The 12,026-nt window shown below is 60.7% G+C and carries 14 protein-coding genes; 3 read left to right on the forward strand and 11 right to left on the reverse strand.

The genetic code is table 11. From position 1 onward, the window contains the following. Nucleotides 1-121: 121 nt before the first annotated feature. Entirely contained in the window at nt 122-2,125 is a 2,004-nt protein-coding gene (locus ACYQ6M_RS23695; RefSeq protein WP_460075951.1) for a vWA domain-containing protein, read from the forward strand. 67 nt (nt 2,126-2,192) lie between these two features. On the opposite strand, the gene ACYQ6M_RS23700 is transcribed toward ACYQ6M_RS23695, so the two are convergent. Genes ACYQ6M_RS23700 through ACYQ6M_RS23750 form a run of 11 tightly spaced genes read right to left on the reverse strand, consistent with a single transcriptional unit; the run spans nt 2,193 to nt 9,538 of the window. Next, the gene (locus ACYQ6M_RS23700) at nt 2,193-2,897 is read right to left on the reverse strand and encodes a hypothetical protein (RefSeq protein WP_460075953.1); all 705 of its coding nucleotides are present in this window, start codon (nt 2,895-2,897) and stop codon (nt 2,193-2,195) included. Nucleotides 2,898-2,918: 21 nt separating this feature from the next. Continuing rightward, nucleotides 2,919-3,536, reverse strand: coding sequence for an urease accessory protein UreG (ureG, locus tag ACYQ6M_RS23705; RefSeq protein WP_023002497.1), 618 nt, complete (start codon nt 3,534-3,536; stop codon nt 2,919-2,921). Then, on the reverse strand, nt 3,533-4,264 hold the full coding sequence (locus ACYQ6M_RS23710) for an urease accessory protein UreF (protein ID WP_023002498.1): 732 nt from the start codon (nt 4,262-4,264) through the stop codon (nt 3,533-3,535). Before ACYQ6M_RS23710 ends, ureG begins: the two co-directional genes overlap by 4 nt. After that, nucleotides 4,257-4,799 (reverse strand): urease accessory protein UreE, encoded by a 543-nt coding sequence (locus ACYQ6M_RS23715; protein ID WP_460075956.1) that lies wholly within the window; start codon nt 4,797-4,799, stop codon nt 4,257-4,259. Before ACYQ6M_RS23715 ends, ACYQ6M_RS23710 begins: the two co-directional genes overlap by 8 nt. Continuing rightward, nucleotides 4,796-5,401 (reverse strand): glutathione S-transferase family protein, encoded by a 606-nt coding sequence (locus ACYQ6M_RS23720; protein WP_460075959.1) that lies wholly within the window; start codon nt 5,399-5,401, stop codon nt 4,796-4,798. Before ACYQ6M_RS23720 ends, ACYQ6M_RS23715 begins: the two co-directional genes overlap by 4 nt. 33 nt (nt 5,402-5,434) lie before the next feature. Continuing rightward, nucleotides 5,435-7,147: an urease subunit alpha gene (gene ureC, locus ACYQ6M_RS23725; RefSeq protein WP_460075961.1), complete on the reverse strand. Its 1,713-nt coding sequence runs from the start codon at nt 7,145-7,147 to the stop codon at nt 5,435-5,437. 36 nt (nt 7,148-7,183) lie between these two features. Continuing rightward, on the reverse strand, nt 7,184-7,615 hold the full coding sequence (locus ACYQ6M_RS23730; RefSeq protein WP_460075963.1) for a lysozyme inhibitor LprI family protein: 432 nt from the start codon (nt 7,613-7,615) through the stop codon (nt 7,184-7,186). Continuing rightward, entirely contained in the window at nt 7,615-8,037 is a 423-nt protein-coding gene (locus tag ACYQ6M_RS23735; protein ID WP_055660200.1) for a lysozyme inhibitor LprI family protein, read from the reverse strand. The genes ACYQ6M_RS23730 and ACYQ6M_RS23735 overlap by 1 nt, the downstream gene beginning before the upstream one ends. Further along, nucleotides 8,034-8,339: an urease subunit beta gene (locus ACYQ6M_RS23740; protein ID WP_023002504.1), complete on the reverse strand. Its 306-nt coding sequence runs from the start codon at nt 8,337-8,339 to the stop codon at nt 8,034-8,036. Before ACYQ6M_RS23740 ends, ACYQ6M_RS23735 begins: the two co-directional genes overlap by 4 nt. A 23-nt stretch (nt 8,340-8,362) precedes the next feature. After that, the gene (locus ACYQ6M_RS23745; protein WP_006936842.1) at nt 8,363-8,665 is read right to left on the reverse strand and encodes an urease subunit gamma; all 303 of its coding nucleotides are present in this window, start codon (nt 8,663-8,665) and stop codon (nt 8,363-8,365) included. An 18-nt stretch (nt 8,666-8,683) separates the two neighbouring features. Continuing rightward, nucleotides 8,684-9,538, reverse strand: a complete 855-nt coding sequence (locus ACYQ6M_RS23750) for an urease accessory protein UreD (protein ID WP_023002505.1) — start codon at nt 9,536-9,538, stop codon at nt 8,684-8,686. Between the two features lie 445 nt (nt 9,539-9,983). Between ACYQ6M_RS23750 and ACYQ6M_RS23755 the strand changes: the two genes are divergently transcribed. Together ACYQ6M_RS23755 and ACYQ6M_RS23760 are read left to right on the forward strand one after the other, a co-directional pair. Further along, nucleotides 9,984-11,345, forward strand: coding sequence for a D-alanyl-D-alanine carboxypeptidase family protein (locus ACYQ6M_RS23755; RefSeq protein ID WP_208984651.1), 1,362 nt, complete (start codon nt 9,984-9,986; stop codon nt 11,343-11,345). Between the two features lie 182 nt (nt 11,346-11,527). Beyond that, complete coding sequence (locus ACYQ6M_RS23760; protein ID WP_168691769.1) at nt 11,528-11,893, forward strand: hypothetical protein; 366 nt, start codon at nt 11,528-11,530, stop codon at nt 11,891-11,893. Nucleotides 11,894-12,026: the final 133 nt, after the last annotated feature.

Below are 12,026 nucleotides of genomic sequence, written 5' to 3' on the forward strand. Positions count from 1 at the left end.
TGTCTACTTGCGACTTTTATCACACTTCGGGATTGCAAGTGTCTCTAAATTCGGCCCGTCTCGCCTATCTCCTTTCCGGATAAGGCTTTTTCGAAAATTCATTACAGGAGCCCAAGGTTTCATGCTCTTTTCAAAGCGACCTGTGTTTCGACTTATGGGAGCCGCCCTCATCGGCGGCACGATGTTCATGTCCCCTGCAGGGGCACAGACGGATACACCTTCTGATCTTTTGTTCGTCCTGGATTCTTCCAATTCCATGTGGGGCCAGATCGACGGTACCGCGAAAGCGGAAATTGCCCGGTCTGCCTTCGAAGGCTTTGTTGCCGGTCTTCCGGATGGAACCAGGGCTGGTGTGATGGCCTATGGTCACCGCCGCAAGGCGGATTGCGGCGATGTGGAAACGCTGGTGCCGGTGAGTGAGCTGGACCGCTCCAAACTGGTGCAAAGCGTCAAGGCGCTCACGCCGCGCGGCAAGACGCCGATTACCGAAACACTTCGGCAGGCCGCGGAACTTCTGGCGCAGAACGACCGCCCGGGACGGCTGATCCTGATCTCAGATGGTATCGAGACCTGCGGCGGGGATCCTTGCGCCCTCGCCGAGGCACTTGCCAAGTCCGGTGTCGATTTCAAGGCCCATGTCATCGGTTTCGACATCGCTTCCAAGGCGGATCAGGCCAAGATTGCCTGTATTGCGCATCTGACAGGCGGCACTTACTGGAACGCCAAGGACGCCGATGGCCTGACCGAAGCGCTGAAGGAAAGCGTCGCCGCGGTTGAGGAAAAAGCGCCGCTGCCTGTGACAGTCCTGACGGCGGCCGACAAGGAAAGCGGCCAGCCTGTTTCAGGCCCTGTGCAATGGACAGTGGCAACCGTCGACGACGAGACCGTGGTGGCGTCCGGCATGACAGGTGGCAGCGTCGAGGTCGAGCTCGAGCCGGGATCCTACGTCGTCAGTGCAGAACTTGGTGAAAAGGCAGGCGGTGCATCGCTTGAGGTGTCCGACAAGGGCGGACAGCAGACTGTTCTTCTCGACGGCAATCTTCCCGAGGCGCGTGTCACGCCCGCCTCCCCTGAAGCAGCTGCAACCTCGCTGCTGGAAGTTGCCTTTGAAGGCCCGGGCCAGGATGGTGATTTCCTGCGTGTCGTCACCCCGGACGGAAACAGGCTCGAACGGGATCTCTGGGTGTATGTACGCGACGGTAATCCCGCCAAACTGGCCCTGCCGACCCAGCCGGGCGACTATGAAATCGTCTATGTCTGGGCCGATAGCGGTGAACGTGTTCTGGCAAAGGCGCCGATCAAGGTGACCGAAGTCCAGGCAATCCTGACCTACGCCCCCGAAGTTGCCGCCGGTCAGCCGGTGGAGATTGCCTTCGAAGGTCCGAACGGGCCGGAGGACTGGATCGGGATCGTTCCGAAGGACGGCACGGTTGACGATTACCAGGGCCGCTGGAAAGGCACTGCCGACGGGTCTCCCGTCACCCTTCAGGCACCGAGCGAAGCCGGCACTTATGACGTCATCTATGTCACCGGCATCGACCAGACGATCCTGACGCGCCAACCGCTAACCGTTGGCGAAAGTGCAGCAACGCTTCAGGCCGACAGCACGGTTGAGGCGGCCGGCAGACTGAACGTGACTTGGAGCGGCCCGAAGGCGCCCGACGACTGGATCGGCATCGCGCCGGTCGGCTCCGACCCTTCGGCCTATGTGACCTACGAACGTCCGGATGGGGACAGTGTTTCGATCATCGCGCCGTTGGCTCGGGGCGATTACGAGCTGCGTTACATTCTCTCGACGTCCGACGGATCGAAGATCCTGGCCAGCCAACCGTTGAAGATCACGGATCCGAAGGTGACGCTGGAAGGCCCGTCCGAAGTTCCGGCTGCCAGCTATGTCAGCGTAAAGGCGAGCGGCCCTGCCAACAGCAGCAACTTCATCGGTTTTGCCGAACCGTCTCAGGATGCCTGGAGTACGGCGCCGGGGGCCTGGGAGATTGCGGACAACATCTCCAACGGCCTTGTGGAGGTGCGGACACCGGAAGAACCGGGCACTTACGAGCTGCGCTTCGTCCTGTCCGCAGGTGACGCGGAAATCGTTGCGCGGCAGACCGTGACGGTGAAATAGCGCGACCGGTCATCAACGAAAATCGGAGCCCGCCGCTGAAAAGTTGCGGGCTTCGCTCTGTTCGGAGCTACTGTTTCAGCCAGACGGAAAGCTGTCCGCAAGGCTCGAAACCGAGTTGCCGATAGACCGGTAGCACGCTTGCATCATTTTCGTAGGTGCAAATCGATCGGTTCGGAAACGGTTCCAGCAGATCGTGCAGAGCACTGTAGAGCCAGGTCTTGCGGCAGAAGACGTTCGAAAGGCCAAGGATATCCTTGCCGTCAAGCTTCGGACCGGTGTTGAAGACCGCCCCTGCCTTCACCTTGCCGTCCTTGATGATGGCGGCGAAATCGATGGTTTTGCGTTCCAGCAGTCTGGACGGGAAAACGGCATGGAGGCTTTCGTTCTCGTTCCAGCCGGCCAGCCACTTCTTCAGGCTTTCCGATGTCGCCACCTTGTGCCAATCGGAGCTGATCGAGGCACGTTTGGCACTTGGCGGCGGACGAAACAGCCAGGTGCCGGTAAAAAGCCTCTGAAAGCCGTAAGGTGCCAGATCCAGACTGTCGAAACTGTCCTTTACCCCGGCCCCCTGCGGCAAATCGGGCAGCGCGGCATAAAAATCCGCTCCCTGCTTCGGCGACAGGGTGACGATGTTCGGATAGAGCGGCAGGGCCTTGTCCCGAGCGCACCAGAACCCTGCATGAAACTCGGTTTTCGCACCTGCGGTTTTCAGGACCGCATCGCACCAGAGCGCATTGTTATGCGCGCAGGCATCCTGTCTGCCAGCGATCATTCGGCCATCAACATCGAAGATTTAAGCGTTCAGCCCACCCTTTTGGACGATGAAGTCTACCACGGATTCGACGCCCTCTCCCGCCTTTGTATTGGCGAAAACAAAGGGTCGTTCCTTGCGCATCTTCTTTGCATCCCGGTCCATAACCTCCAGATTGACGCCGACATAGGGCGCAAGGTCGGTCTTGTTGATGATCAGGAGATCGGAGCGCGTGATGCCCGGCCCGCCCTTGCGCGGAATTTCCTCGCCGGCGGCAACATCGATCACGTAGATCGTCAGGTCGGCGAGCTCCGGTGAAAAGGTTGCGGCCAGGTTGTCACCGCCGGATTCGATCAGGATCAGGTCGAGATCCGGGATGCTTTTGGTCAGGTCCGCCACGGCGGCCAGATTGATGGAGGCGTCTTCACGGATTGCCGTATGCGGGCAGCCGCCGGTCTCGACACCGCGAATGCGGTCACTGGTCAAGGCCTGCGAGCGCATCAGGGCTTCGGCGTCCTCGCTTGTGTAGATGTCATTGGTGATGACGGCGAGCGAGTAGCGGTCGCGCATGGCCTTGCACAGCTTGTCGGTCAGCGTGGTCTTGCCGGAACCGACGGGACCGCCGATGCCGACGCGCAAGGGACCATTTTGGGAAGTCATGAACGGAACAACCTCGAATACTGGGTTTCATGTGCCATGGAGGCGATATCTGCAAGGAAGGTGGAGGTGCCGAGATCGTCAAGACCTGCCGCCTCGGCCTCTTCTGCAATTTCGAAGATCACCGGTTCCAGACCAGCCAGCACCTTCTGGCCGTCGCTCTGGCCAAGCGGTACCACCCGCACGGCGACGGAAATCAGATTGGCCGCGAAAGCATGCAGGAAACAGTGAAGCGCGGCATCCACCGGCAAGCCGTGAGCCGCAGCTGCAAGTCCCAGCACTACCGGGTAAGGCCAGGAGGTGTTTTCCTTGCCCGCGAATTCGTGAAACAGGCGTGCGGCCTCGGTGCCCGCTTCCGGCATCCAGCTGTTGCACACGGCTCTGAAAAAGGCGCTGCCCTGGGCACTGGATTCCAGATGCCGCTCCCTGGAGGGTTGCAGGGCCAGCCCCAGGTCACGCAGCTCGTCAACGGTCGCTCGATCTCCCGCAAGAGCAGACCTGTAGGTTTCCTTCAGCAGGATGGCGTCGCTTCGTCCAGCGCCGAAGCGGAGGATTTCACGCAGCCAGACGCCAAGTTCCGCCGCACTTGCCACCCCGCCCTGCTCGATCACCTGTTCCAGCCCGTGGCTGTAAGTAAAGGCGCCGATCGGAAAGGCCGGTGAGAGAAAGGCCTGCAGCCGGTAGAGCGCCTGCGGTGACAGGGGCAGTCGCGGAGCTGAGGGCTCAGTCATGGGAATGTCCGGACCCGTGGCCGTGATTGTGGCCATGGTCATGGCTGTGCCCATGATGATGGTCGTGGGAATGCCCGTGACCATGATCGTGGCCATGGGTGCGACCATGGCCGTAGGCGCCGCCTTCCGGATCGAAGGGCGCGGATAGCCTGGTCAGCCGGCCGCCGAGCTTTTCCACCATGTCTTCAATCACGTGGTCTCGCCGGATCCGCAGGGTGTTGCCCATGAGCTGCGTCGGCAGGTGCCTGTTGCCCAGGTGCCAGGCGATCTTCACCAGGTGGGCGGTGTCGTCGGCGTGAATTTCGACCACTTCCTCAGGTTCTGCGAGAACTTCGACAATCCGACCGTCTTCAAGTTCCAGCCCGTCGCCATGGCGCAAATGGATCGCCATCGGTTCATCCAGCAGGAAGGTCAACCCGGCTGCGCCTGTCAGGACTGCCCTACGCCGATACCGGTCTTCCCGGTCAAGCGTGACCCGGTCGGTGACATCGCCGGTCCAAGTTTCGGCCTTGTGGATATTCGCGACGCGGATCATGCGGCTTCCATCACCTTTGCCATCATGGCCTGGAAAGCGGGACGCTCCCTGAGGCGTTTGAAATAATCGTAGACCGGCCCTGTTTTGGGCAGGTCGAACTTGGCGGCCAGTGCCCAGCCGGAGCAGTGCCCAACGATGATGTCGGCAATGGTGAAGGTTTCGCCCATGGCATAGGGGCCGTCACCGATCAGCGTTTCCAGCGTTTTCAGGCCTTGCTCGAATTCGAGCCGGCAGACGTCCTTGACCGCCGGAACACGGACATCTTCGGGATGGATGAAGGTGTTCTTCGCAGCGGTCCAGAGCGCGCCTTCCAGCACATCGACACCGAACTGGGTGATGCTGTCCTGACGGGCGCGATCAAGAGTTCCGGCAGGAAAGGTAAACCGGCCGTGCTTGTCGGCCAGATAGGTACAGATTGCGACGGAATCGGTGATGACGGCGTCACCGTCGACCAGCACGGGCACCTTGCCGCTTGGATTGAGCACCTTGACGGTATCTGACTGCGGCAGAGCCGGGTCAACCTCGTAAGGCTCGCCCAGTTCCTCAAGCAGCCACATCACCCGCATGGCGCGGGTCCGCGGAAATCCGACGATTTTATACATGCCTTTCCTCTCCCGAACGCGTTCTTGCGGAGCTTAGAACAGGAAGTAGCGCTGGGCCATCGGCAACACTTCGGCAGGTTCGCAGGTCAGCAGTTCGCCGTCGGCGCGCACCTCGTAGGTTTCCGGATGCACTTCGATCTTTGGCATCATGTTGTTGTGAATCATCGACTTTTTGGAGATTCCGCCACGGGTGTTCTTGACCGGAAGCACCAGGCTGTCGAGACCTGCCTTGTGCTTGACGCCGGTGTCATAGGCCGCCTGGGACACGAAGGTGACACGGCTGTGCGTCATCATCTTGCCGTAGGAGGCGAACATCGGCCGGTAATGCACCGGCTGCGGTGTCGGGATGGAACCGTTCGGGTCGCCCATCGGAGCGGTCGCGATTGAGCCGAGCTTCAGCACCAGCGCCGGCTTGATGCCGAAGAATTTCGGGTCCCAGAGCACGAGGTCGGCCAGCTTGCCGACCTCAACCGAGCCGATGTACTCGTCCAGGCCATGAGCGATGGCCGGGTTGATGGTGGTCTTGGCCATGTAGCGCTTGACCCGGAAGTTGTCGTTCTCCCCGGTTTCATCCGAAAGGCGGCCGCGTTGCACCTTCATCTTGTGCGCGGTCTGCATGGTGCGGATGATGATTTCGCCGACGCGGCCCATGGCCTGGCTGTCGGAGGAGATGATCGAGAACGCACCCATGTCATGAAGAATGTCTTCCGCCGCAATGGTTTCCTTGCGGATGCGGCTTTCGGCAAAAGCAACGTCCTCCGGAATGTCCTTGTGCAGGTGGTGACAAACCATGAGCATGTCGAGATGCTCTTCCAGCGTGTTGACCGTGTAAGGCCGTGTCGGGTTGGTGGACGACGGAATGACGTTGGGTTCGCCAACCACCTTGATGATGTCCGGTGCGTGGCCGCCGCCGGCGCCTTCGGTGTGGAAGGCGTGGATGGTGCGGTTCTTGAACGCAGCGGTGGTGTTCTCGACAAAACCGGACTCGTTCAAGGTGTCGGTGTGGATCATCACCTGGACGTCGTATTCATCGGCAACCGACAGGCAGTTGTCGATGGTTGCCGGTGTGGAGCCCCAGTCTTCGTGGATCTTGAGGGCTGCGGCCCCCGCCATCACCTGCTCTTCCAGCGCGGCAGGCAGGGAGGCGTTGCCCTTGCCGGCGAAGATGAGGTTCATCGGGAAGCTGTCGGCAGCCTGAAGCATCCGGGTGATGTGCCACGGGCCGGGCGTACAGGTGGTCGCGTTGGTGCCCGTTGCCGGACCGGTGCCGCCGCCGATCATGGTGGTCACGCCGGAGCACAGGGCTTCATCGATCTGCTGCGGGCAGATGTAGTGGATATGGGCGTCGATCGAACCTGCGGTGAGGATCTTGCCCTCCCCGGCGATCGCTTCCGTGCCGGGACCGACGATGACGTCGACACCGTTCTGGACATCCGGGTTGCCGGCCTTGCCGATGCCGACGATCCGGCCGTCCTTCAGCCCGACATCGGCCTTGACGATACCCCAGTGGTCGATGATCAGCACATTGGTGATGACCGTGTCGACAGCGCCGGCGGAACGGGGTGCCTGGGACTGGCCCATGCCGTCACGGATAACCTTGCCGCCACCGAACTTCACCTCGTCGCCATAGGTGGTGAAATCCTTTTCCACCTCGATGATGAGATCGGTATCCGCAAGGCGCAGCCTGTCGCCGGTTGTCGGTCCAAACATGTCCGCATAAGCGGCGCGGGGCATCTTGTAGGCCATATCTAGTCTCCAATCGGCGATCAGAAATCGGTGTGTTTAATTCGCGTAGTCCTCAACCGTCGCATCCAGATCCTCTGTGCGTTTCATGGTGAGGACGATCAGGCAGTTCCGGTACAGTTCGTTGCCGCGTGTGCCGCCCCTGAAGGGGAAGCTGTAGGCGGTGCAATCCTTGTCGGCGTAGGTTTTCCAGGCGGCCTGGGCATCATCGAGGCTGGCGGGGGCGCCCTTCAGGTGCTCCGGCAATTCCGCATCGATCTCAACCAGCCGTGCACGCAGCCGGTCGAAGGCTTCGTTCATGCGCGTGTCAGCGTCTTCCAGGGCCTTGTCGGCACAAAAGCTGCGTTCGGCTTCGGTCAGCGGATAGCCGCAGTCGATGTTGTCGTTGACCTTCTCTTCCTCAGCAACCGCCGTGCCGGCAGTGGCCAGAAACAAGGCTAAAGCAGGAAGCGTCAGGCCGCGCACAGGCATCAATTCCCCAGACCTTCACTGAGCTGTCTCAACTCATCGATGCGGTTGCGGGTCAGATCGGCGCGGCAGCCGTAGACCAGCATGGGCTCCATGGTTCCGCCGCGGGCCAGAAAACCGTAGGCGTCGCAGGCCTTGTCGCGATAGGGGATCCAGGCACGCTGGGCTTCGCGCAATGTTTCGACCGCCCCTTTCAGCCCTTCCGGCAAATAGGCGTCGGTCTCGGTCATCTTTTCCATTGCGGATCTGTAGACCGCGTTCAGCTCTGCATCCGCCTTCAGCCAGTCGATGTTGGCACACTGGGTCATCTCCGACTGCGTCATGGCATTTTCGCAGTTGGGTGTTTCCTGCGCGGCGACAGGTCCGGCGAGCAGAAGACCGAGCCCGATCAGCGAAAACGAAAGAGATGATGCGGATCTGATCACAATTCGCCCATGACCTTCTGGTTGAAGCCGTAGACCGTGCGGCTGCCGCGATAAGGCACCAGTGTCACGGATCTGGACTGGCCGGGTTCGAAGCGCACGGCTGTGCCTGCGGGAATATCCAGGCGCATGCCGCGGGTCTTTTCCCGGTCGAAAGACAGGCCTTCATTGGTTTCGAAGAAGTGATAGTGGCTGCCGACCTGGATCGGCCGGTCACCCGTGTTGGCGACTTCCACCGTCACGGTCTCAAGGCCTGTGTTCAGTTCGATCTCGCCTTCGGCGGGAAACAGTTCTCCGGGGATCATGCGCGTCTCCTTGGAAATTGTGGTCAGCGGATCGGTTCGTGCACGGTCACGAGCTTGGTGCCGTCAGGAAAGGTGGCCTCGACCTGAACATCGTGAATCATCTCGGACACGCCTTCCATCACCTGGTCGCGTGTCAGTACCTTGGCGCCCGCGGACATCAGGTCGGCAACGGTGCGCCCGTCACGGGCCCCCTCGACAACAAAATCGGTGATCAGGGCGACGGCTTCCGGATGGTTCAGCTTCACGCCCCGTTCCAGGCGGCGGCGGGCGACCATCGCGGCCATGGAAATGAGCAACTTGTCCTTTTCGCGGGGCGTCAGGTTCATGAAAGAAAGTCCTCCAAATCAGCAATACCAGACGCGCGGCAGCGCCGTCATTCGGTATCCGGTGAGAAACGACATCAGGGCCGTGCGCAAGCCGCGGCCATCATTGGACACAAACCGGGTTATCAGCAAGCCGTTCCAGGCGCTGGCGGCCGCCTGGGCGGTTCCATCCGGCAATGTTTCGATCAGCTCTCTTGCCCTGGCGAGCCGGTCTTCGGCATCGGCGGAGCAATCGACAAAGGTTGCCGCGGCCAGGGCGCCGGCGGCCGTAGCCGGGCCGGTCAGCGCGTCGGCCGGGTCGCCATCCAGCCGGATGTCGTCGGCAAACACCAGCTTCCCGTCCCGGCGGATGCGCCAGCTGTCGCGGTAGAATACGGACTTGACCTGCTCGCCCATCGCCTTTCGGCCAAGGACGAAGGATTCGACCATCATCAGCCTTGCGTCACCTTCCAGGTCCGCCTGCAGCGTGCGGCGAAGGCGCGAGGCGTTGAAAAGGATGGTTTCCTGGGGCAGCCATTCCAGGGTCGCACCGGGTCCGACCGTGAAATGGCCGCTCACCTGGGCGGTGCCGCCCGGGCTGCGGTAGGCACGTTCGGCCGTCTGGCTGGTCACAATTACGTGTACACCGGCGTCAGCGCCGACTTCATAGTCGAGCTGGTCACCTCCGGTGAGACCGCCGGCGGTGTTGATGAGAACGGCTGTGGCAGGGGTATCATAGACCTTCGGCAGGCGAACCTTGGCCGACCCGCTCTGATACAGATCGGTCAGACGGGTTTTGCCGTCCGGCGCCGAAAAACGCACCTTGCCGATGCCTTTCACGCGCTGAAGAACTACGGCTTTCCCGCCCGTTTCTGATGCCAGACCAGCATCATACATTGCTTGACCGCCCCCCCTGCAGGCTCACCAGTCATTGTTATTTTTCACATCTGTTCAAATTGGTCCAGACCGTCGCCGGGCCGCAATGGGCAATATGCCCTCGGCAATCTTAGCAAGAGCCGGGCCAAGGCCGGCAAGTGGAAAGGCAAGACGACACCGGCGAAAAAAGTCCCTGTTTCCCGCAGCTTATCAATGCCTGCTCGCAAAAGTTGCTCAAAAATAAGGCAATTGCAAGAAAGATTGGCGTGGAGTGGATTTGAGGAAGGGGTTGCTCTCGCGCCGATGTTCCGGTTTTTTAAGAAGACAGCAGCTATTCATACTGCCATTGCCCAATTGCGACGTGTCATCCGCTGGATGACGAGCGAGGGAAACCGTGTTTTTGAGCCCGATTGGCCGCCTGACTTCCGTTTGTCTGACCGTAACCGCTCTTGTGATGAGTCTGGCCATGAGCCAGGCACGGGCGGATATAGGTGCCTATGTCCTGATCGACGCGAGTTCCGGCGCTGTGATCGAGCAGGAAAACGCCACGCGCAAGTGGTACCCGGCCTCGCTCACCAAGCTCATGACGGCCTATGTCACCTTCAAGGCGATCCGCGAAGGCCGCGCCTCGCTCGACAGCGCGGTCGTGCAATCCAAGAACTCCGCGGCCGAACCACCCAGCAAGATGGGGTTCAAGGTCGGGACGCGGTTCACTGTCGACACGGCGCTGAAGATCATTCTGATCAAGTCGGCCAACGATGTTGCGGTAGCGCTCGGCGAGTCGATCGCGGGATCTGAAGCCGGCTTCATCGCCATGATGAATGCGGAAGCTCAGCGTCTGGGAATGTCCAATACCCGGTTCTACAATCCGCATGGTCTGCCAGACAACCGGCAGGTGACCACGGCGCGTGACCTTGCCATTCTGGCCCTGGCGCTGCGCCGGGACTTTCCGGAATCCCGAAACTACTATGACCACCCGGGGATCCGCTTCGGCAAGAAGACGCTGCGGTCGGCCAATCGGGAATTCCTGCTGCGCGTGCCCGGCGCCAACGGCATGAAGACCGGCTACATCTGCAATTCCGGGTACAATGTTGCCGCCTCCGCGACGCGCGGCAACAAGACCTTGATCGCGATTATCCTTGGCGCGGGTTCCGGTCTGGAGCGCACCGCCTTTGCACGCCAGCTTTTTGACGAAGGGTTCCGCAAGCGCGGCGGCCGTAGCATCACGAGCCTTTCGGGCACCAGCGGCAATCCGCCGGCCGACGGTTACTGCCGGCGCAACAAGAGCCCGGGTCCCAAGGGTTACATGGCCCGGTTCGACATGGAAAAGGAAAAGCAGGGCGGGTTCCTGTTCTTCGCCAAGGCCAACAAGTCCGATGAGGACAAGCTCGACGACAGCGGTTTCAAGCTGTCCAACGGCAAACCGGACTGGGCAAAGATCCTTGACCGTACCCTCGGACCTCGCCGGATTGCCTACCGTCCGCTGGATGTCGGCCTCGGCAACCCGAAAGGGTCGCCTTCCGTCAGCCCGGGCACCGTTCCCGCCGGTGCCGCCAGCGAAGCGGTCGCAGCCATCGCGGGCGAGGATATTGCCGCGGAAGACGTACCACTGCCGGTCGCCAATCCCGTGCGGCGGGCAGAAAACGAAATCCGGGCGAAGATGCAGCTGACGGCCAATGCCAAAACCGCAGGCGCAATTCCGCAGGGTGGCGATACCGTGTCACGCCCGGGAGCCGCGGTTGAACTTTCGAAATCTTCACCCGGATCGATCTTCCGCAAGGGTCTGGATTTCACCGTTCCGGTTCCTTCCCCAAGTCCTCGCAAGTAATTCGATTTCCTGATCTTTGGCGGTGCCGATGATGTAGCGTTGCGGTTAACGGAGTTAACCTTTTATTTACGCTACTCCTTAACACTGCAGTAAGCATTTTTCTGGCAAAGGCGTGCTCCCTGCCGGACCTCAAAATGCCACTGCGGCACAGAATATGCCGGTACAACAGGTCGAGAGATCGCATGATGATTGAACCGAGATCCACCGCCACCATCAAGGCTCTTGCCAGCCTTGCGGAACTTTCCGCCAATCAACTGGAGGAAGGGGTTTCGGTCGACCATGTGATCGCCACCTTGCGAAAGGCGGCGGAGGCTGTCCGGCTCGTGGTTGATGTCGAGGCGGAAGAGGAACTGGACGACTTCGAGTTCGAAGCCGACAGCGACACAGACGTGGAAGCCGAACTGGAAGCGTCTGAAGCGGACATCGTCCAGGATCTGACCCCGATGGATCTGTCCGAGGACGAGGCCGACAGGAAAATTGTCGCTCTCGACAAGAAGGACGCCGAAGCGGCCTCCGAAGAAGACGACATCATCCTCAACGCGGGGTGATTCGGCGTCAGCCGGACGTTTTTCCAACTGAACAAGCCAACGTGGCGGGACCAGCATTTGCGCTGACCCGCCTTTCTGCCTATGTGTCTGCGGAAAGTCCGCCGGGTCCGATCAAGGACCGGCGAATGCATCT

The sequence above is a fragment of the Roseibium sp. ROS1 genome, from assembly GCF_054658215.1.

Coding starts and splice junctions, on each gene's coding strand:
- ACYQ6M_RS23695 (WP_460075951.1), top strand. CDS start 122: ATGCTCTTTTCAAAGCGACCTGTGTTTCGACTTATGGGAGCCGCCCTC.
- ACYQ6M_RS23700 (WP_460075953.1), bottom strand. CDS start 2,897: ATGATCGCTGGCAGACAGGATGCCTGCGCGCATAACAATGCGCTCTGG.
- ureG (WP_023002497.1), bottom strand. CDS start 3,536: ATGACTTCCCAAAATGGTCCCTTGCGCGTCGGCATCGGCGGTCCCGTC.
- ACYQ6M_RS23710 (WP_023002498.1), bottom strand. CDS start 4,264: ATGACTGAGCCCTCAGCTCCGCGACTGCCCCTGTCACCGCAGGCGCTC.
- ACYQ6M_RS23715 (WP_460075956.1), bottom strand. CDS start 4,799: ATGATCCGCGTCGCGAATATCCACAAGGCCGAAACTTGGACCGGCGAT.
- ACYQ6M_RS23720 (WP_460075959.1), bottom strand. CDS start 5,401: ATGTATAAAATCGTCGGATTTCCGCGGACCCGCGCCATGCGGGTGATG.
- ureC (WP_460075961.1), bottom strand. CDS start 7,147: ATGGCCTACAAGATGCCCCGCGCCGCTTATGCGGACATGTTTGGACCG.
- ACYQ6M_RS23730 (WP_460075963.1), bottom strand. CDS start 7,615: ATGCCTGTGCGCGGCCTGACGCTTCCTGCTTTAGCCTTGTTTCTGGCC.
- ACYQ6M_RS23740 (WP_023002504.1), bottom strand. CDS start 8,339: ATGATCCCCGGAGAACTGTTTCCCGCCGAAGGCGAGATCGAACTGAAC.
- ACYQ6M_RS23745 (WP_006936842.1), bottom strand. CDS start 8,665: ATGAACCTGACGCCCCGCGAAAAGGACAAGTTGCTCATTTCCATGGCC.
- ACYQ6M_RS23750 (WP_023002505.1), bottom strand. CDS start 9,538: ATGTATGATGCTGGTCTGGCATCAGAAACGGGCGGGAAAGCCGTAGTT.
- ACYQ6M_RS23755 (WP_208984651.1), top strand. CDS start 9,984: ATGAGCCAGGCACGGGCGGATATAGGTGCCTATGTCCTGATCGACGCG.
- ACYQ6M_RS23760 (WP_168691769.1), top strand. CDS start 11,528: ATGATGATTGAACCGAGATCCACCGCCACCATCAAGGCTCTTGCCAGC.